The organism is Pseudomonas sp. SDO5215_S409, from assembly GCF_054071325.1.
In genome coordinates this window covers 22803-40241 of record NZ_JBSVWN010000006.1, presented here as the reverse complement: position 1 = coordinate 40241, position 17439 = coordinate 22803, and the positions used below count along the sequence as shown (strand labels likewise).

General features: G+C 63.6%; 20 protein-coding genes. 9 read left to right on the top strand and 11 right to left on the bottom strand.

Features of this window, described 5'->3' with window-relative positions; all coding sequences use genetic code 11:
* Window positions 1-20: 20 nt before the first annotated feature.
* Window positions 21-875: a sulfurtransferase gene (locus tag ACW9H9_RS05055; RefSeq protein WP_457342059.1), complete on the top strand. Its 855-nt coding sequence runs from the start codon at window positions 21-23 to the stop codon at window positions 873-875.
* 15 nt (window positions 876-890) lie between these two features.
* Here ACW9H9_RS05055 and ACW9H9_RS05050 read toward each other — a convergent pair whose 3' ends face one another.
* The 4 genes from ACW9H9_RS05050 to ACW9H9_RS05035 are packed head-to-tail and all read right to left on the bottom strand — an operon-like array spanning window position 891 to window position 5394.
* On the bottom strand, window positions 891-1886 hold the full coding sequence (locus ACW9H9_RS05050; protein WP_457342058.1) for a hydrolase: 996 nt from the start codon (window positions 1884-1886) through the stop codon (window positions 891-893).
* A 52-nt stretch (window positions 1887-1938) separates the two neighbouring features.
* Window positions 1939-2556 (bottom strand): 16S rRNA (guanine(966)-N(2))-methyltransferase RsmD, encoded by a 618-nt coding sequence (gene rsmD, locus ACW9H9_RS05045; protein ID WP_457342057.1) that lies wholly within the window; start codon window positions 2554-2556, stop codon window positions 1939-1941.
* Window positions 2556-4046 carry a M16 family metallopeptidase gene (locus ACW9H9_RS05040; protein ID WP_457342056.1) on the bottom strand — a complete coding sequence of 497 codons (1491 nt, stop codon included), beginning with the start codon at window positions 4044-4046 and terminating at the stop codon, window positions 2556-2558. Before ACW9H9_RS05040 ends, rsmD begins: the two co-directional genes overlap by 1 nt.
* A complete protein-coding gene (locus ACW9H9_RS05035) occupies window positions 4039-5394 on the bottom strand; it encodes a M16 family metallopeptidase (RefSeq protein WP_457342055.1) in 1356 nt (451 codons plus the stop codon). The genes ACW9H9_RS05040 and ACW9H9_RS05035 overlap by 8 nt, the downstream gene beginning before the upstream one ends.
* A gap of 339 nt (window positions 5395-5733) precedes the next feature.
* Here ACW9H9_RS05035 and ftsY point away from each other — a divergent pair, with 339 nt between their 5' ends.
* The 4 genes from ftsY (at window position 5734) to rpoH (ending at window position 9790) form a co-directional block, all read left to right on the top strand.
* On the top strand, window positions 5734-7119 hold the full coding sequence (gene ftsY, locus ACW9H9_RS05030; protein WP_457342054.1) for a signal recognition particle-docking protein FtsY: 1386 nt from the start codon (window positions 5734-5736) through the stop codon (window positions 7117-7119).
* Window positions 7116-7787 carry a cell division ATP-binding protein FtsE gene (gene ftsE, locus ACW9H9_RS05025; RefSeq protein ID WP_457342053.1) on the top strand — a complete coding sequence of 224 codons (672 nt, stop codon included), beginning with the start codon at window positions 7116-7118 and terminating at the stop codon, window positions 7785-7787. The genes ftsY and ftsE overlap by 4 nt, the downstream gene beginning before the upstream one ends.
* Window positions 7784-8806 carry a permease-like cell division protein FtsX gene (gene ftsX, locus ACW9H9_RS05020; protein WP_457342052.1) on the top strand — a complete coding sequence of 341 codons (1023 nt, stop codon included), beginning with the start codon at window positions 7784-7786 and terminating at the stop codon, window positions 8804-8806. Before ftsE ends, ftsX begins: the two co-directional genes overlap by 4 nt.
* 129 nt (window positions 8807-8935) lie before the next feature.
* The gene (rpoH, locus tag ACW9H9_RS05015; protein WP_020295823.1) at window positions 8936-9790 is read left to right on the top strand and encodes an RNA polymerase sigma factor RpoH; all 855 of its coding nucleotides are present in this window, start codon (window positions 8936-8938) and stop codon (window positions 9788-9790) included.
* Window positions 9791-9855: 65 nt separating this feature from the next.
* Here rpoH and mtgA read toward each other — a convergent pair whose 3' ends face one another.
* Window positions 9856-10578 carry a monofunctional biosynthetic peptidoglycan transglycosylase gene (gene mtgA / locus ACW9H9_RS05010; protein WP_457342051.1) on the bottom strand — a complete coding sequence of 241 codons (723 nt, stop codon included), beginning with the start codon at window positions 10576-10578 and terminating at the stop codon, window positions 9856-9858.
* Between the two features lie 75 nt (window positions 10579-10653).
* Here mtgA and ACW9H9_RS05005 point away from each other — a divergent pair, with 75 nt between their 5' ends.
* From ACW9H9_RS05005 to trmB, 4 genes are all read left to right on the top strand, one after another.
* Window positions 10654-11034: a DUF423 domain-containing protein gene (locus tag ACW9H9_RS05005; RefSeq protein WP_457342050.1), complete on the top strand. Its 381-nt coding sequence runs from the start codon at window positions 10654-10656 to the stop codon at window positions 11032-11034.
* A gap of 71 nt (window positions 11035-11105) precedes the next feature.
* Entirely contained in the window at window positions 11106-11306 is a 201-nt protein-coding gene (thiS, locus tag ACW9H9_RS05000; protein ID WP_457342049.1) for a sulfur carrier protein ThiS, read from the top strand.
* Between the two features lie 66 nt (window positions 11307-11372).
* Entirely contained in the window at window positions 11373-12167 is a 795-nt protein-coding gene (locus ACW9H9_RS04995) for a thiazole synthase (RefSeq protein WP_457342048.1), read from the top strand.
* Between the two features lie 9 nt (window positions 12168-12176).
* Window positions 12177-12902 carry a tRNA (guanosine(46)-N7)-methyltransferase TrmB gene (gene trmB, locus ACW9H9_RS04990; RefSeq protein ID WP_457342047.1) on the top strand — a complete coding sequence of 242 codons (726 nt, stop codon included), beginning with the start codon at window positions 12177-12179 and terminating at the stop codon, window positions 12900-12902.
* A 49-nt stretch (window positions 12903-12951) separates the two neighbouring features.
* Here trmB and ACW9H9_RS04985 read toward each other — a convergent pair whose 3' ends face one another.
* Genes ACW9H9_RS04985 through metX form a run of 6 tightly spaced genes read right to left on the bottom strand, consistent with a single transcriptional unit; the run spans window position 12952 to window position 17310 of the window.
* Window positions 12952-13275, bottom strand: coding sequence for a DUF3392 domain-containing protein (locus ACW9H9_RS04985; protein ID WP_003213776.1), 324 nt, complete (start codon window positions 13273-13275; stop codon window positions 12952-12954).
* Between the two features lie 19 nt (window positions 13276-13294).
* On the bottom strand, window positions 13295-14497 hold the full coding sequence (gene hemW / locus ACW9H9_RS04980; protein ID WP_457342046.1) for a radical SAM family heme chaperone HemW: 1203 nt from the start codon (window positions 14495-14497) through the stop codon (window positions 13295-13297).
* Window positions 14494-15090: an RdgB/HAM1 family non-canonical purine NTP pyrophosphatase gene (rdgB, locus tag ACW9H9_RS04975; RefSeq protein WP_457342045.1), complete on the bottom strand. Its 597-nt coding sequence runs from the start codon at window positions 15088-15090 to the stop codon at window positions 14494-14496. Before rdgB ends, hemW begins: the two co-directional genes overlap by 4 nt.
* Window positions 15087-15521, bottom strand: coding sequence for a DUF4426 domain-containing protein (locus ACW9H9_RS04970; RefSeq protein ID WP_457342044.1), 435 nt, complete (start codon window positions 15519-15521; stop codon window positions 15087-15089). The genes rdgB and ACW9H9_RS04970 overlap by 4 nt, the downstream gene beginning before the upstream one ends.
* A gap of 21 nt (window positions 15522-15542) precedes the next feature.
* Window positions 15543-16163: a methionine biosynthesis protein MetW gene (gene metW / locus ACW9H9_RS04965; protein ID WP_457342043.1), complete on the bottom strand. Its 621-nt coding sequence runs from the start codon at window positions 16161-16163 to the stop codon at window positions 15543-15545.
* A gap of 7 nt (window positions 16164-16170) precedes the next feature.
* Window positions 16171-17310: a homoserine O-succinyltransferase MetX gene (metX, locus tag ACW9H9_RS04960; protein ID WP_457342042.1), complete on the bottom strand. Its 1140-nt coding sequence runs from the start codon at window positions 17308-17310 to the stop codon at window positions 16171-16173.
* Window positions 17311-17439: the final 129 nt, after the last annotated feature.

Below are 17439 nucleotides of genomic sequence, written 5' to 3'. Positions count from 1 at the left end.
TGTTGTCACAGGAGTCCGTCATGCCGCTTGCCCAACTGATCAGCCCCCCACAACTGGCCGAGCGCCTTGCGCTGGGTGGGCTGGTGGTCCTCGATTGCCGTTTTGCCCTGGAAGACCCGGATTACGGGCTGTGCAGCTATGCCGAAGGGCATATCGACGGCGCGCAGTACGCAGACCTGGAGCGGCATTTGAGCGGGCCGGTGACTAAAGGCGTGACCGGCCGCCACCCGCTGCCGGCGCCTGAGGTGTTGGCCGAGCAACTGCGCGCCTGGGGCATTAGTGCCAGCAGTGACATCGTGCTGTACGACGACGGTCCTGGCGCCTTTGCCGCGCGGGCCTGGTGGTTGCTGGCTTGGCTGGGCAAGCGCGACGGCGTGTTTATCCTCGATGGCGGCCTGAAAGCCTGGCACGCGGCCGGGTTCCCGCTGACCCTGGATACGCCGGTGGTGGCGCGCGGGCAGTTTGAGGGCGCGCCGGACGGCCGCTTGCTGGTGGATGCCGACCATTTGCAACAGCGCCTGGGTGAACCAGGGCTGACCTTGATCGACGCCCGCGCCTTGCCGCGTTTTCGCGGGGAGGTCGAGCCGATCGATCCGGTTGCCGGGCACATTCCCGGCGCGTCCTGCGCCGCGTTCAACGAAAACCTGGGCAGCGACGGGCGGTTTTTGCCGGTTGCTGCGCTTAAACAGCGCTTTGCGGCGGCACTGCAGGACCGTTCGCCGGATGACCTGGTGGCCTACTGTGGCTCGGGCGTGACGGCGTGCCATAACCTGTTCGCGCTGTGCCTGGCCGGGTATCCGTTGGGTAAGTTGTATGCGGGGTCGTGGAGTGAGTGGATCACCGACCCTCGGCGTACGATTGCTACCGGCGACTGATCGCCGCCCGCGGCGTCAGCCGTGTTGCGCCAGCAGCCACTGCGGGATGCGGCGCTCCAGGTAGTAGCCCGGTTGCTTCAGGCTGCCATCGACAAAACCTACGTGCCCACCCTTGGCCAGCAACTCGAACTCGGTGCAGTCCGACAGCTCGCTGGTCTCGGGCAGGCTGTGGGCAAACACAAAGGGGTCGTCCGCCGCTTGGATCATCAGCGTTGGCGTGCGGATGCCGCCCAGGTAGTAACGGCTTGAGGCCCGCCGGTAATAATCCTCGGCACTGAGAAACCCGTGCAGCGGCGCGGTGACGCGGCCATCGAAGTCCCAGAACGTACGCATTTTTTCCAGCGACCCCAGTGCAGTCAGGGTGTTCAAGGCGTCTTCACGCCCGTCCTTGAAAAACTGGCGCTGTTTGACCTGGATGTACGCGACCATTTCGCGCATGAAGTGCCGCTGATAAATGCGTGACAGGCCCAGCCCGATGCGGTCGGCGCACTGGTCCAGGCGAAACGGCACCGACACCGCCGCCGCCCCGTGCAAACCGCTGGCGTGCCCGGTTTCCCCCAGGTGCTTGAGCAGCACATTGCCCCCCAGTGAATACCCCACGGCGTACAGCGGTGCCAAAGGGCGCAGAGTGCGCAGGTGGGCAATGGCTTCGGCGAGGTCTTCGCTGGCCCCAGAGTGATAACTGCGCGCCAGCAGGTTCGGCTCGCCGGAACAGCCGCGCCAGTTCAACGCCACGCTGGCCCAACCTTGCGCCGCCAGGGCTTTTTGCAAACCGGCCACGTAAGGTGAGTTGGACGACCCGGTGAGCCCGTGCAACACCAGCACCAGCGGTGCGCGCGCATCGTGCGGGCCGTGCCAGTCGAGGTCGAGAAAATCGCCATCGGCCAGCCACAGTCGTTCGCGCTGGCGCTCCAGGTGCGTGGTGTTGCGCCACAGCGGCCCCCACAACGTTTGCAGGTGCGGGTTGCCAAGGCCAAAGGCGGGGGTGAAACGGTCGCAGGTCGTTGCCACGGGGGTTCTCGCAACGGGGGCCAGGCCCCCTTGCTACAGGGTTTGGCGCGATTTATTCGGCGTTCGCGGCGGTGCGCTGCCACAGCGCGTAGTACACCTGGCCAGACTTCTGTTCGCGGTGCAGGCGCCAGGTGCCCGGCAGGCCGAGGGTCGAAGGCGCGGTTTCGCTTTCGGTATACACCCAGGCGTCATCGGCCAGCCACTGGCGCTGCTCCAGCAGCGCACAGACTGCGGGCAGCAGGTTGTGGTTGAACGGCGGGTCGAGGAAGACCACGTCAAACGCCCGGGCTTCCTGGGTCTCCAGGTAGCGCAGGGCGTCGGCGGTCTGCACCTGGCCGGTGGTGCAGCGCAGCGTGCCCAGGTGTTCCTTGAGGCTGGAGACGGCCACATTGCTGGCGTCCAGTGCCTGGCCCATGGCGGCGCCACGGGACAGCGCTTCTAGAAACAGCGCGCCACTGCCGGTGAACGCATCCAGCACTTTGGCACCCGCGATGTAGGGGGCGAGCCAGTTGAACAGGGTTTCACGCACGCGGTCCGGCGTGGGGCGCAGGCCCACGACGTCGGGGAAACTCAGCTTACGGCTGCGCCACTCGCCACCGATGATGCGCAATTGGCCCACACCGTTATGGACGTTGTGCACAGGTTTTTTGGGACGCGATGGGCTGGCCATTAATGCTCCGGAACCCCGAGCGGCTGCTCGGTGGGTTTGTCTGTAGGGGGCGGCAACGGCTTTTGTGCAACGGTTGGGCCCGCTGTCACAATGACCAGTTTGTCGGCGCTCAGGTGTTTGTTCATGGCGGCCTTGACCTGCTCGACGGTCAGGGCCTGGGATTGTTTCATGAAGTCTTCAAGGTAGTTCAGCGGCAGGTTATAGAACCCCATGGCGCCCAACTGCCCGACGATATCGGCGTTGCTGGCGGTGGACAGCGGAAAGCTGCCCGCCAGTTCGCGCTTGGCGTCATCCAGCTCCTTTTGGGTCGGGCCGGCCTTGAGGTAGTCGCTGAGCACGTCCTGCACCAACTGCAGCGTGCCGGCGCTCATTTCGGCGCGGGTCTGCAGGTTGATCATGAACGGGCCGCGCACTTGCATCGGCGAGAAGCCTGAGTACACGCCGTAGGTCAGGCCGCGTTTTTCGCGTACTTCACTCATCAGGCGGGTGCCGAAACCACCGCCGCCGAGGATCTGGTTGCCCATCGACAGTGCGGCGTAGTCGGGGTCGGCACGGTCGATGCCCAGTTCTGCCACCAACAAATGGGTTTGCTTGGACGGGAACTCAATGTGGCTCAGCCCCGGCTTGGGCTCCACAGGTTGGGCGATTTTCGCCAGCGCCGGGCCCTTGGGCAGGGCGGCGGACACCTTGGCCGCCATGGCCTGGGCCTCGGCGCGGGACAGGTCGCCCACCATCGCGATCACCGCATTACCGGCGGCGTAGGCCTTGGCGTGGAACGCGCGCAGCTGTGCAAGCGTCAGGCCCGGAACGGTCTTGGCGGTGCCTTCGCTGGAATGGCCATAAGGGTGGTCGCCATACAAGCGCTTGAACAGCTCCAGGCTCGCCAGTTTGCCGGGGTTCTGCTTCTGGTACTCGAAGCCTGCCAGCAGTTGGTTCTTGGTGCGGGCCAGGGAGTCGGCGGGGAAGGTCGGTTTGCCGATCACCTGGTTGAACAGGGCCAGGGCCGCGTCGCGTTTATCGCTGGCACTCAGGGCGCGCAGGGACACCAGGGCCATGTCGCGATAGGCACCGTTGCCAAAATCTGCGCCCAAGCCCTCGAAACCGGCGGCAATCTGGCCGACATCCTTGCCCGGTACACCTTCATTGAGCATGGCGTTGGTCATCAGCGCCAGGCCCGGGGTGTTGCCGTCCTGGCTGCTGCCCGCGGCGAACAGGATGCGCAGGTCGAACATGGGCAGCTCATGGGCTTCAACGAACAGCACCTTGGCGCCTTCGGCGGTGGTCCAGGTTTGCACGTCCAGCGTGCGATTGGTGGGCGCCTTGCCGTCCAGCTCGGCCAGCGATTGCAGGGCGCTGTTGGGCTTGGCCTGTTCCGGCGCGGGGCTGGCGAGGGCATCGCCCGGGCGCAGGCAATAGGCGGCGCTGGCGACGGCCAGGGTCATGGCGATCAGGCCGGGCAATGCCAGGCGGGCGGGTTTACGGTCACTCATGAGCGTTCTCCTCAGGCAGGACATGGGCGACGCTGAGGCGTTCGCGGGTGAAATAGGTGCGCGCGGCCTTCTGGATGTCTTGCGGGGTCACGCTTTGCAGCTCGGCGAGTTCGCTGTCCATGAGTTTCCATGACAGCCCGACGGTTTCCAGGGAGCCGATGGCCGTGGCCTGGCTGGTGATGGAGTCGCGCTGGTAGACCACGCCTGCGATGACCTGGGCGCGGATGCGTTCCAGTTCGTCAGCGGTCGGCGGCTTGGCCTTGAGCTGGTCCAGCAAGCGCCACAGACCGGCTTCGGCCTGGGCGATGGTTTTCTTCTTTTGCTGGTTGGGCGTGGCGGTGAGGGTGAACAGGCTGTCGCCACGGGTGTAGGCGTCGTAGTTCGACGAGCCCCCCGACACCAGCTCTTCGCCGCGCTCCAGTTGCGTGGGGATGCGTGCGCTGTAGCCGCCGTCCAGCAGCGCCGAGATCAGGCGCAGCGCATTGACCGAGCGTTTGTCTTCAGCGGTGGCCAGGCCCGGCACGTTGAAACCCAGGATCACGCTGGGCAATTGGGTTTGCACATGCAGGGTGATCTGGCGTTCGCCAGGCTCGGCGAGCTCCATCGGGACTTTGGCAGGCGGCACGTCGCGTTTGGGGATCGGGCCGAAATAGCGCTGGGCCAGGGTTTTCACTTCGTCGGGGGTGACGTCGCCGACCACCACCAGGGTGGCGTTGTTGGGCACATACCAGGACTGATACCAGTGGCGCAGTTCCTCAACCTTCATGCGGTCCAGGTCCGCCATCCAGCCGATGGTCGGCGTGTGGTATCCGCTGGCCGGGTACGCCATGGCCTTGAAACGCTCAAAAGCCTTGGACATCGGGTTGTCGTCGGTGCGCAGGCGCCGCTCTTCCTTGATGACCTCGATCTCGCGGCTGAACTCGTCGGCCGGCAGGCGCAGGCTGGCCATGCGGTCGGCTTCCAGCTCAAAGGCCACGCCCAGGCGGTCGCGGGCCAGTACCTGGTAATAGGCGGTGTAGTCGTCGCTGGTGAAGGCGTTTTCCTCGGCGCCCAGGTCACGCAGGATCAGCGAGGCTTCGCCCGGGCCGACCTTGGCGCTGCCCTTGAACATCATGTGTTCCAGGGCGTGGGACAAACCGGTCTGGCCCGGGGTTTCGTAGCTGGAACCGACCTTGTACCAGACCTGCGACACCACCACCGGCGCGCGATGGTCTTCGCGCACGACCACTTTCAGGCCGTTGTCCAGGGTGAATTCGTGGGTGGGTTGCGGGTCGGCGGCCAAGGCCGAAAGGGGCAGACAAACTGTGCTGAGCAGCAGGCCAGCGGCGCGGCGGGCTAGAGCATTCATTCGTGTTTTAACCTGTTGGGCTGCCCGCGTGGTCTTAGCGTCGGCGGGCGAGGAGGTGCTAGGATACTGATCCGATTTAGCGGCGGCCACTGCGGCAGTCGTATCGTTTGGGCGGCAAGTGCACAAAGACCGCGTCTTGCTCGGGGTTTTCTCGACGATGTTGCGCTTTTCGCCGATTTTGTCGCTTCAGTCCTATATTGAATCGATTTGTTGAGGCTCACTTTTCGCCTTGCAAAATGTTGCGCATGAACAAGCTGGCTAAAAAACAGTCTGTTGTGCATCGAATTTATTCACCGATGCGCCCCCGGGCGCGTCGCTTTTTTGAGATAGCCGTCCTCCATGTTTGGTTCCAACGACGACAAGAAGAACCCAGCCGCGGCTGGCGAGAAGAAAGGCCTGTTCGGATGGCTGCGCAAAAAGCCGCAGGAAACCGTCGTCGAGCCGCCGCAGGTCGAGCCCGAGCCCACGCCCACGCCTGAGCCCGCCCCGGAAGCCCAGGCGCCTGCGCCCGTAGTGTTGCCGATTGCCGAGCCGGTGTTGCAGCCAGTGCTCGAACCTGAACCCGTTGTGGAGCACGCGCCCTGGCCGCCGTTGCCGGTGCCCGAAGAGCCGGTGGCGCTGGTCGAGGACGTACAGGCCGAGCACGTGACGCCGCCCATTCCGGTGATTGCGCCTGCGCCCGTTGCGCCCGTTGTGGCCCCGGCCCCTGCGCCGGTGGTTGCCGAGCCTGCGCCCGTGGTTGCTGAGCCTGTCGCCGCCGTTGTTGAGCCCATTGCGGAGCCTGCGCCCACCAAGACCGGCTTTTTCGCCCGCCTCAAGCAAGGCCTGAGCAAGACCAGCGCCAGCATTGGCGAAGGCATGGCCAGCCTGTTTCTCGGCAAGAAAGTCATCGACGACGAGTTGCTGGAAGACATCGAAACCCGCCTGCTCACCGCCGATGTGGGCGTTGAGGCCACCGGCGTGATCATTCAGAGCCTGACCCAGAAGGTCGCGCGCAAACAACTGACCGACGCGGACGCCCTTTATAAAGCCTTGCAGGCCGAGCTGGCTGCCATGCTCAAGCCGGTGGAAGCGCCGCTGGTGGTGACGCCGCAGAGCAAGCCGTTCGTGATTCTGGTGGTGGGCGTCAACGGCGCCGGCAAGACCACCACCATTGGCAAGCTGGCCAAGAAGCTGCAACTGGAAGGCAAAAAAGTCATGCTCGCCGCCGGTGACACTTTCCGCGCCGCGGCCGTTGAACAGCTGCAAGTGTGGGGCGAGCGCAACAGCATCCAGGTGATCGCCCAGCACACTGGCGCCGACTCTGCCTCGGTGATTTTCGATGCGGTGCAGGCTGCCAAGGCGCGCAACGTTGATGTGCTGATCGCCGATACCGCCGGTCGCCTGCACACCAAAGACAATTTGATGGAAGAGCTGAAGAAGGTCCGCCGCGTCATCGGCAAGCTCGATGCCGACGCGCCGCACGAGGTGCTGCTGGTGCTGGACGCCGGTACGGGCCAGAACGCCATCAACCAGGCCAAACAATTCAACCAGACGGTGCAGCTCACCGGCCTTGCGTTGACTAAGCTCGACGGCACGGCCAAAGGCGGGGTGATCTTCGCGCTGGCCAAACAGTTCGGGTTGCCGATTCGTTATATCGGGGTCGGTGAAGGCATCGACGACCTGCGCACTTTTGAAGCCGAACCCTTTGTACAGGCACTGTTTGCCGAGCGGGAGCGCTCATGATTCGATTTGAGCAGGTCGGTAAGCGCTATGCCAATGGGCATGTGGGCTTGCATGAGCTGAGTTTCCGGGTGCGTCGTGGCGAATTCCTGTTTGTCACCGGCCACTCGGGGGCGGGCAAAAGTACGCTGTTGCGCCTGCTGCTGGCCATGGAACGCCCGACCACCGGCAAACTGCTGCTGGCCGGGCAAGACCTGGCCACCATCAGCAATGCGCAGATTCCGTACCTGCGCCGCCAGATCGGCGTGGTGTTCCAGAACCACCAGTTGCTGTTTGATCGCACCGTCTTCAATAACGTCGCCTTGCCGTTGCAGATCCTCGGGCTGTCCAAAATGGAAATCGCCAAGCGCGTGGATTCGGCCCTGGAGCGCGTGGCGCTGTCGGACAAGACCGACCTGTACCCGGGTGATCTGTCCACCGGCCAGCAACAACGCGTCGGCATCGCCCGCGCTATCGTCCATCGCCCGGCCTTGCTGTTGGCGGACGAACCCACCGGTAACCTCGATCCGCGCCTGGCCGCAGAAATCATGGGGGTATTCGAGGACATCAACCGCCTGGGCACCAGCGTACTCATCGCCAGCCACGACCTGGCGCTGATCGCCCGCATGCGCCACCGCATGCTCACCTTGCAACGCGGCCGCTTGATCGGCGACGGGGAGGCTGGCGTATGAGTGCCACACGCAGCCCTAAAGTGTCCGAGCGCGTCGCGCCGAAACCGGCCGAGCCGCCGCCGCAGAAGAAAAAGCGCGATGAGGATGACGGCCCGGACTTCAGCACCCAACTGCATGCCTGGATCGAAAGCCACCGTGCCAGCCTGGTGGACAGCCTGCGCCGACTGGGCAAGCAGCCCATCGGCAGCTTTTTTACCTGCCTGGTGATGGCTGTGGCCTTGAGCCTGCCGATGGGCTTGTCGCTGCTGCTTAATAATGTGGAGCGCCTGGGCGGGTCCTGGCAGCGGGCGGCGCAGATCTCCTTGTACTTGAACCTGGAGGCCAGCGTTCAGGACGGCGAAGCCCTGAGTGAGCAGATCAAGGGCATGGCGGGTGTGGCGGACGCGGAGTACATCAGCCGCGATCAGGCGCTTGCAGAGTTCCAGCAACAGTCCGGCCTGGGCGAGGCGCTCAAAGAACTGCCGCAAAACCCGCTGCCGGGTGTGGTGCTGGTCACGCCCAATGAAGTCGACAAGCCCACCCTGGAAGCCCTGCGCCAGAAACTGGCCGAGCTGCCCAAAGTGCAACAGGCCCAGCTGGACCTGGTGTGGGTGGAGCGCCTGGCGGCGATTCTCAAGCTGGGCGACCGGTTTGTGTTCGGCCTGACGGTGTTGTTGGTGTCTGCATTACTTTTGGTGATAGGCAATACCATTCGTCTTCATATTGAAAACCGTCGCATCGAGATAGAAGTGATTAAACTCGTCGGCGGCACGGACAGCTATGTGCGTCGTCCGTTTCTGTACATGGGCGCGTTATATGGCCTGGGGGCAGGGGTTTTGTCTTGGGGCGTGCTGGCATTTGGCCTGAACTGGCTGAATGACGCGGTGGTGGGGCTCGCCGGCCTGTACGGCAGCGACTTTGCCCTGGCGGGCGTGCCGGTAGCCGATGGTCTGTCACTCTTGCTTGGCGCGGTGTTGTTGGGGTATATCGGTGCCTGGATTGCGGTCGCCCGACATTTACGTGAGCTGGCGCCCAAGTAGTTAATGCCAGATTAATGTGGTTCCGTTTGTATTGACCGTATCGGTGGTTTAGGGAACTTGTCCTACGGTTCCCGGTCAATTTTCGCAGTGCTTGACTGCACGAGTTATGTGAGTCGGAGGTTTTTTCGTATGACCACTTCTTTGCAACCTGCTTATGCCTTGGTCCCGGGTGCGAACCTGGAGGCCTACGTGCACACGGTGAACAGCATTCCTTTGCTGACGCCCGAGCAGGAGCGTGAACTGGCCGAGAGTCTCTACTATGAGCAGGATTTGGGGGCGGCTCGGCAGATGGTGCTCGCCCACCTGCGTTTTGTCGTACATATCGCCCGTAGCTACAGCGGCTACGGCTTGGCCCAGGCCGACCTGATCCAGGAAGGCAACGTAGGCCTGATGAAGGCTGTGAAGCGTTTCAACCCTGAGATGGGCGTGCGCCTGGTGTCGTTTGCCGTGCACTGGATCAAGGCGGAAATCCACGAGTTCATCCTGCGCAACTGGCGCATCGTGAAAGTGGCCACCACCAAGGCCCAGCGCAAGCTGTTCTTCAACCTGCGCAGCCAGAAAAAACGCCTGGCGTGGCTGAACAACGAAGAAGTACACCGCGTGGCCGAAAGCCTGGGTGTTGAGCCGCGCGAAGTGCGCGAGATGGAAAGTCGCCTGACCGGCCAGGACATGGCCTTTGACCCGGCCGCCGAAGCGGACGACGACAGCGCCTTCCAATCGCCGGCCAACTACCTGGAAGACCACCGCTACGACCCGGCGCGCCAGCTGGAGGATGCGGACTGGAGCGACAACTCCAACCACAACCTGCACGAAGCGCTGGAAGTGCTGGACGACCGCAGCCGCGACATCCTCTACCAGCGCTGGCTGGCGGAAGAGAAAGCCACGCTGCACGACCTGGCGCAGAAGTACAACGTGTCGGCCGAACGTATTCGTCAGCTTGAAAAAAGCGCGATGAACAAGCTAAAACTGTCGATTGCCGCGTAACCCCGGCAAACGTACAAAAATGTCCCGCTCCAAAGAGCGGGGCATTTTTTTTTGCGCCTCAGTCATCAGTCCGCCCAGGGTGCCTTGCGTGACTGGCCCAGCTCATTCAAATAACCGACGCCGCCCAACTGCCCCATCTGCTGGCGGATCCACGCCGCCCGCCGCGCCACATAAGCGGTCGGGTGACTGGCACTCCACACCCGCGGGTTCGGCAGCACCGCCGCGAGGTAACTGGCCTGCTGCCCCGTCAGCGCCTTGGCGCTCACTCCAAAGTGATGCCGCGCCGCCGCTTCGGCGCCAAACACGCCGTCGTCCCATTCCACGCTGTTGAGGTACACCTCGAGAATCCGCTGCTTGGGCCACAGGATCTCGATCAACCCGGTAAACCAGGCCTCCAGCCCCTTGCGCAAATAACTGCGCCCGGCCCACAGGAACAGGTTTTTCGACACCTGCTGGCTCAACGTACTCGCCCCGCGAATCGAACCGCCGCGCTCGTTGTGCAGGAACGCGGCCTGGATGGCGTCGAAGTCAAAGCCCCAATGCTGCGGAAAGCGCTGGTCTTCGCCCGCCATCACCGCCACTTTGAGCTCGTCGGAGATCTGCTCCCACGGCACCCAGGTGCGCTGCAGGTCGATGGGCTCGCCGTCGACCCAGGATTGCACCTTGCGTTCCACCATCAGCGCGGTGCCCGGCGGCGGCACGACACGAAACAGCAGCACCAGCAACACGCTGGCGATGGCAAACCATTTCAGGACCTTGAGAAACCGCTTGAAGAGAAAATGCAGCATAGAGATGGCTTGGCCCAAACCCGTTGAACGGGCCATTATACAGACCCCGCTCAACGAGACTGACTGGAGTTCCTCATGCTGCGTGGCTTTCTGATGCTGGCTGCCTTTTTCGGATTCACCGGCGTCGCCCTGGGCGCGTTCGCGGCCCACGGCCTGAAAAACCGCCTGAGCGCCGACTACCTGGCGATTTTCCACACTGGCGTGACCTACCAGTTGGTGCACGCCCTGGCGCTGTTCGGCGTCGCCCTGTTGGCCACGCACATCCCCGGGCGCCTGGTGACGTGGGCCGGGGTGTCGTTTGCCGTCGGCATCCTGCTGTTCTCCGGCAGCCTGTACGTGCTGACCCTCACCGGCATCAGCAAACTGGGCATCGTCACCCCGTTCGGCGGCCTGGCCTTCCTGCTCGGCTGGTTTTTCCTGGGGCTGGCGGCCTGGCGCCTGCAACTGACCGCTTGACGCTTGGAGCTGACCTTTAGGCCCCAAACGGGCTAGAATGCCGACCCCTAAAAACGATGGCGGCCCGTGGCATGCGCATTCAGTTGAACGGCGAATCCTTTGAACTGCCCCACGGTGAAACCGTGGCGGCCCTGCTGACCCGCCTGGACCTGACCGGGCGTCGCGTCGCAGTGGAGCTCAACCTGGAGATCGTGCCGCGTAGCCAGCATGCCGACACCGCGCTCAACGAGGGCGACCAGGTCGAAGTGGTCCACGCCATCGGCGGCGGCTAACCCGCCTGGCGCCTGCGGGCGCCCATTCGCATTCTGCAGAACCTCACCCCAACTCGAGGATTTCCCATGAGCATCGTTCGTAGCGACAAGCCCTTCGTCCTGGCCGGTCGTACCTACCAGTCCCGTCTGCTGGTCGGCACCGGCAAGTACCGCGACATGGAAGAAACCCGCCTGGCCATCGAGGCCTCGGGTGCCGAGATCGTCACCTTTGCCGTGCGCCGCACCAACCTGGGCCAGATCGAAGGCGAGCCGAACCTGCTCCAAGTGCTGTCGCCGGATCGCTACACCTTCCTGCCGAACACCGCCGGTTGCTACGACGCCATCGAAGCCGTGCGCACCTGCCGCCTGGCCCGCGAACTGCTCGACGGCCACAACCTGGTGAAGCTCGAAGTACTGGCCGACCAGAAAACCCTGTTCCCCAACGTGATCGAAACCCTCAAGGCCGCACAAACCCTGGTCAAGGAAGGTTTCGACGTGATGGTCTACACCAGCGACGACCCGATCATCGCCCGCCAACTGGCTGACATCGGCTGCATCGCGGTGATGCCGCTGGCCGGTCTGATCGGTTCCGGCCTGGGGATCTGCAACCCGTACAACCTGCAGATCATCCTGGAAGAAGCCACCATCCCGGTGCTGGTGGACGCAGGTGTAGGCACGGCCTCCGACGCCACCATCGCCATGGAACTGGGCTGCGACGCGGTGCTGATGAACTCGGCCATCGCCCATGCCCAGCAACCGATCATGATGGCCCAAGCCATGCAACACGCCATCGTTGCAGGCCGCCTGGCCTACCTCGCCGGCCGCATGCCGAAAAAACTCTACGCCAGCGCCTCTTCGCCGCTGGATGGTCTGATCAAGTAAGAGCTATTGATGACTGAATCAAACGAAACACCGGACACCCTGGACGCCACTGACGAGTCCAAGCACCGCCGTATCAAGAGTTTTGTGATGCGCGCCGGGCGCATGACCGAAGGCCAGCAAAAAGGCCTGGAGCAAGGCACGCCGCTGTTCGTACTGCCGCTGGCCGATGCGCCGGTGGATTATGACCAGGTGTTCGGTCGCTCGGCCCCGCGTTCGCTGGAGATCGGCTTTGGCATGGGCCACTCCCTGCTGGAAATGGCCGCCGCGGCGCCCGAGCAGGACTTCATCGGCGTGGAAGTGCACCGCCCGGGTGTGGGCGCGTTGCTCAACGGCGTGCTCACCCAAGGCCTGACCAACCTGCGCGTGTACGACTGCGACGCGATCGAAGTGCTCAACCGCTGCATCGCCGACAACAGCCTCGACCGCCTGATGCTGTTTTTCCCCGATCCCTGGCACAAAGCCCGCCACCACAAGCGCCGCATCGTCCAGGCCTCGTTTGCCGAACTGGTGCGCAGCAAGCTGAAAGTGGGCGGCATCCTGCACATGGCCACCGACTGGGAACCGTACGCCGAATACATGCTGGAAGTGATGAACGTGGCCCCGGGCTACCGCAACCTGGCCGAAGACGGCCAATGCGTGCCGCGCCCGGCCGAACGGCCGATCACCAAGTTCGAACGCCGTGGCGAGCGCCTGGGGCATGGTGTGTGGGACTTGAAGTTCGAAAAACTGGCGTAACCCGCTCAAACACTGTGGGAGCGCCGCTCCCACCGTCTGTTTTACCGTGTTAGCGGCGGTCGGCAACCACGCCAATCAACACCAGCACCACCAACAACACCGGCGCCAGGCTGTAGTTGTTGAACTGGCTCAGCCCGCGAACGATCCACGGGGTGGCGTAGATCAACGCTGCGCCGCTGCCGATCATGCACACCAGCGCCATCAGCGGCACGCGCAAGGCGCCTGCGATGCTGCCCAGGCGGGCTTCGACCCAGCCCTTGATGTCGGCGCCGAACAGCACCAGCAAGCAGCCCACAAGGGCCAGGGATATTTCCGACAGGTTGCTGCGGCTCCAGCGGGACACGGTGGCGAGCAGGTCGAGTACCAGATCCATTTGATTTCCTTAAGAGCGATCAGCTCAAAAATTTCTGCAACAGGTCATTGAGAAAGAGTTGGCCGCGGGCGGTGGCCGCCAAGCGTGACGGTTCGACCTGCATCAGGCCGCTTTGTTCGGCGTCCCGGCGGGCTTCGTCCAGGCTTTGCAGTTCAAGGCCGGTGCGCCCGGCGTACAGCGTGGCGTCGACGCCGTCGGTGAGGCGCAGGGCGTTCATCAGGAACTCGAAAGGCAGTTCTTCGCAGGTCAGCGTTTTGGCGCCTGCCTGGAAGTTTTTGGCCGGGTTGAGGTAGTCCTTTGGCAGGCGGGTTTTCCAGGTGCGTACGATACGCCCGTCCGGGTGGCTGAGCTTGCCGTGGGCGCCTGCGCCGATGCCGATGAAGTCGCCAAAACTCCAGTAATTGAGGTTATGCCGCGCCGGGCGACCCGGTTGGGCGTAGGCCGAGACTTCGTACTGGGCGTAGCCGTGTTCGGCGAGCAGCGCCTGCCCGGCTTCCTGGATGTCCCACAGGGTGTCGTCTTCCGGCAGCTCCGGTGGCTGGTTCCAGAACACGGTGTTGGGCTCCAGGGTGAGCTGATACCAGGACAGGTGCGTCGGCTTGAGGGCGATGGCCTGGCGCAGGTCGTCCAGGGCGTCTTCCAGGGACTGGTCGGGCAGGCCGTGCATCAGGTCCAGGTTGAAATTATCAAACCCGGCCTGGCGTGCCATGCCCGCTGCCCGCACGGCCTCGTCACCGTTGTGGATGCGCCCCAGCGCCTCGAGTTTTTCCTGCTGGAAGCTCTGGATACCAATGGACAACCGGTTGATCCCCAGCTTGCGGTACGCCACGAACTTCTCTTGCTCGAACGTGCCGGGGTTGGCTTCCAGGGTGATCTCGATGTCGTCGGCAAACGGGATGCGTGCTTGCACACCGTCCAGCAAGCGGCCCAAGGCCTGCGCACTGAAGAGGCTCGGGGTGCCGCCGCCAAAGAAGATCGAACTCAAGCGGCGCCCGTAGACCGCATGCAGGTCCTGGTCCAGGTCGGCGAGCAGCGCGTCCACGTAGTCCTGTTCGGGCAGCACGGCGCTGGCCGAATGGGAGTTGAAGTCGCAATAAGGGCATTTGCGCACGCACCACGGGATGTGGATGTACAGCGCCAGGGGCGGCAGGTGGGGCAGGGCCGCCCGGGGTGTTTGCGCGCCACCGTGGATCAGTGGCTGCGCAGAGGTGTTCTGGGTCATTGCAGGCCCAGGCGCTGGCGCAGCAGGGTCATGGCGCGGGCGCGATGGCTGATCTGGTTTTTGTCGGCCGGGCTCAGCTCGGCGCTGGACACGTTGCGCTCGGGCACCCAGAACAACGGGTCGTAGCCAAAGCCATGCTCGCCACTGGCGGCGTGCAGGATGCGCCCGTGCCACAGGCCTTCGCACAGAATAGGCAACGGGTCGTCGGCGTGACGCACCAGGGCCAGCACGCACACAAACTGCGCGCCGCGCTCGGCGTCCGGCACGTCTTTGAGCGCCTCCAGCAGCTTGGCGTTGTTGGCCGCATCGCCTTTGCCGTCGGCATAGCGCGCCGAGTAGATGCCCGGCGCGCCGCCGAGAAAGTCCACGGCCAGGCCCGAGTCGTCCGCCAGCGCCGGCAGGCCGCAAATGCGCGAGGCATTGCGGGCCTTGAGGATGGCGTTCTCGACAAACGACAGCCCGGTTTCGTCCGGTTCCACCTGGCTGAACTCGCCGATGGAGCGCAGTTGCACCGAGTCGCCAAGCATGGCCTGGAGTTCTTTGAGCTTGCCGGCGTTATGGCTGGCCAGCACCAGTTGGGTCAGGTTCATCATGGGGCCGGGAACAGTTCCTGGTTAAAGCTGAAGCCGTGGGCCTTGCCGCCGGTTTCAACGTTGATGGTGAAAATCTTCACTTCCCGCTGCGGCACCGGGTATTGGGCCACGTAATTGGTGGTGCCCTTCTCGGTGATTTTCTTGAAGGTCAGTATCTGGCTCTTGCCGCCCAGGTCCTTGATGGAACCGGTGACGGTCGCCTCGATGGGCGCGATGCCCTTGTTGACGAAGACGTTGAGCATGCCCACGTTCTTGTCGCGCACGATACCGGCGGCCTGGGCCGTCTCTTCGGGCAAAAAGCTGGTGGTGAGGGTGTTGTAGTGCACGGTGATATCACCGAAGGCCCGCTGGCGATTGCTGTCGATGGCATCGGCGGCAACGGCGCTGACGCTCAGGCATGCAGTCAGTAGAAATGTGGCAAGGCGACTCATGATCGTCCTCCTTGTAAATGATTAGACGGCAACGTGATGGTCCGTCAGGCCCGGACTGCTGACCCGGTAGATACCGATTTCGCCCAACAGGTTGGGCCATAGCTTACTCGCCCAGCCATGGCGGTGTTGTTGATCGACGGCCAGGCGGTTGATGACTTTGGCTTCACGCTCGCGCACCAGCTCTTCGAAGTCTTCAAAGGTGCAAAAGTGAATGTTCGGCGTGTTGTACCAGGTGTACGGCAAGAATTCCGACACCGGCATGCGGCCTTTGCTCGCCAAGTACCAGCGGCAGCGCCAGTGGCCGAAGTTGGGAAAGGTGATGATGCACTGGCGGCCCACGCGCAGCATTTCGTCGAGGATCTTGTCCGGGTAGTGCACCGCTTGCAGCGCCTGGGTCATGACCACGATGTCAAAGCTGTTGCTGGCAAAGTTGCCCAGGCCCTTGTCCAGGTCCTGCTCGATCACGTTCACGCCCTTGGCCACGCATTGGGCGATGTTGTCCGCGTCGTTTTCCAGGCCGTAGCCGGTCACTTGTTTGTTGGCCGCCAGCCAGCTCAGCAGTTCGCCATCGCCGCAACCGAGGTCGAGTACGCGGCTACCGGCGGGGATCCAGTGTTGGATGATTTCCAGGTCGGCTCTCATGGCGTTCTCACAGTTCGATGCGGTTCATGTAATGGCTGAAAGCCTGCAAGTAGCGCGGGATCGGGATCAGAAAGGCGTCGTGGCCTTGCGGGGCGTCGATCTCCAGGTAGCTGACGTCCTTGCGCGCCGCCATCAGGGCGTCCACCAGCTCACGGGAGCGGGCTGGCGAGAAGCGCCAGTCGGTGGTGAACGACATCACACAGAACTTGGCCGTGGCGGCCTCGAAGGTTTTCGCCAGGTCGTCGTCGAAGTTGGCCGCCGGGTCGAAGTAGTCCAGGGCCTTGGTCATCAGCAGGTAGGTGTTGGCGTCAAAGCGCCCGGAAAACTCCTCGCCCTGATAACGCAGGTAGCTTTCCACCTGGAACTCGACGCTGTGGAAGTCGTAGTTGAGCTTTTCGCTCTTGAGGCCGCGGCCGAATTTCTCGCCCATGGAGTCATCCGACAGGTAGGTGATGTGCCCGACCATGCGGGCCAGCATCAGGCCACGCTTGGGGATCACGCCTTGTTCCTGGAACGAGCCGCCGTGGAACTCGGGGTCGGTGAGGATCGCCTGGCGCGCCACTTCGTTGAAGGCGATGTTTTGCGCCGACAACTTGGGGGCCGAGGCGATGGCCAGGCAGTGACGCACGCGGTCCGGGTAGCTGATGGTCCATTGCAGCGCCTGCATGCCGCCCAGGCTGCCGCCGATCACCGCCGCCCATTGGCGGACGCCCAGCACGTCGGCCAGGCGGGCCTGGCTGTGTACCCAGTCTTCCACCGTGACCACCGGGAACTCGGCGCCGAACGGCTTGCCGGTGTCCGGGTTGAGGCTGCTGGGGCCGGTGGAGCCGTTGCAACCGCCGAGGTTGTTGAGGCTGACCACAAAGAACCGGCGGGTATCGATCGGCTTGCCCGGGCCGATGCAGCTGTCCCACCAGCCGGGCTTGCGCTCCTCGGGGCTGTGGAAACCGGCGGCATGGTGATGGCCCGACAGCGCGTGACAGATCAGCACGGCATTGCTGCCGGTGGCGTTCAGTTGGCCGTAGGTTTCATAGACCAGGTCGTAGGCGGGCAGCGACCGGCCGCAGGCCAGGGCCAGCGGTTCGCTGAAGTGCGCCACTTGGGGCACGACCAGTCCAACAGAATCGGGGGGAAAGGCAGCTGACATCGACCCTGCTCTCGTTTAAATGAGGCGTAAGTCTAAAGAGCGCGGCACGTAGCGGCAAGCAAAGGCAGGCGGGGATTTGCATCCAGGGGGCGGGACAAAAAATGCGGGAGCGGGCGCGCCGCTCCCACA

What these genes read in the sequence shown, in the direction of transcription:
- ACW9H9_RS05055 (WP_457342059.1), top strand. Translation starts at nt 21, where the DNA reads ATGCCGCTTGCCCAACTGATCAGCCCCCCACAACTGGCCGAGCGCCTT.
- rsmD (WP_457342057.1), bottom strand. Translation starts at nt 2,556, where the DNA reads ATGGCCAGCCCATCGCGTCCCAAAAAACCTGTGCACAACGTCCATAAC.
- ACW9H9_RS05040 (WP_457342056.1), bottom strand. Translation starts at nt 4,046, where the DNA reads ATGAGTGACCGTAAACCCGCCCGCCTGGCATTGCCCGGCCTGATCGCC.
- ACW9H9_RS05035 (WP_457342055.1), bottom strand. Translation starts at nt 5,394, where the DNA reads ATGAATGCTCTAGCCCGCCGCGCCGCTGGCCTGCTGCTCAGCACAGTT.
- ftsY (WP_457342054.1), top strand. Translation starts at nt 5,734, where the DNA reads ATGTTTGGTTCCAACGACGACAAGAAGAACCCAGCCGCGGCTGGCGAG.
- ftsE (WP_457342053.1), top strand. Translation starts at nt 7,116, where the DNA reads ATGATTCGATTTGAGCAGGTCGGTAAGCGCTATGCCAATGGGCATGTG.
- ftsX (WP_457342052.1), top strand. Translation starts at nt 7,784, where the DNA reads ATGAGTGCCACACGCAGCCCTAAAGTGTCCGAGCGCGTCGCGCCGAAA.
- rpoH (WP_020295823.1), top strand. Translation starts at nt 8,936, where the DNA reads ATGACCACTTCTTTGCAACCTGCTTATGCCTTGGTCCCGGGTGCGAAC.
- mtgA (WP_457342051.1), bottom strand. Translation starts at nt 10,578, where the DNA reads ATGCTGCATTTTCTCTTCAAGCGGTTTCTCAAGGTCCTGAAATGGTTT.
- ACW9H9_RS05005 (WP_457342050.1), top strand. Translation starts at nt 10,654, where the DNA reads ATGCTGCGTGGCTTTCTGATGCTGGCTGCCTTTTTCGGATTCACCGGC.
- thiS (WP_457342049.1), top strand. Translation starts at nt 11,106, where the DNA reads ATGCGCATTCAGTTGAACGGCGAATCCTTTGAACTGCCCCACGGTGAA.
- ACW9H9_RS04995 (WP_457342048.1), top strand. Translation starts at nt 11,373, where the DNA reads ATGAGCATCGTTCGTAGCGACAAGCCCTTCGTCCTGGCCGGTCGTACC.
- trmB (WP_457342047.1), top strand. Translation starts at nt 12,177, where the DNA reads ATGACTGAATCAAACGAAACACCGGACACCCTGGACGCCACTGACGAG.
- ACW9H9_RS04985 (WP_003213776.1), bottom strand. Translation starts at nt 13,275, where the DNA reads ATGGATCTGGTACTCGACCTGCTCGCCACCGTGTCCCGCTGGAGCCGC.
- hemW (WP_457342046.1), bottom strand. Translation starts at nt 14,497, where the DNA reads ATGACCCAGAACACCTCTGCGCAGCCACTGATCCACGGTGGCGCGCAA.
- rdgB (WP_457342045.1), bottom strand. Translation starts at nt 15,090, where the DNA reads ATGATGAACCTGACCCAACTGGTGCTGGCCAGCCATAACGCCGGCAAG.
- ACW9H9_RS04970 (WP_457342044.1), bottom strand. Translation starts at nt 15,521, where the DNA reads ATGAGTCGCCTTGCCACATTTCTACTGACTGCATGCCTGAGCGTCAGC.
- metW (WP_457342043.1), bottom strand. Translation starts at nt 16,163, where the DNA reads ATGAGAGCCGACCTGGAAATCATCCAACACTGGATCCCCGCCGGTAGC.
- metX (WP_457342042.1), bottom strand. Translation starts at nt 17,310, where the DNA reads ATGTCAGCTGCCTTTCCCCCCGATTCTGTTGGACTGGTCGTGCCCCAA.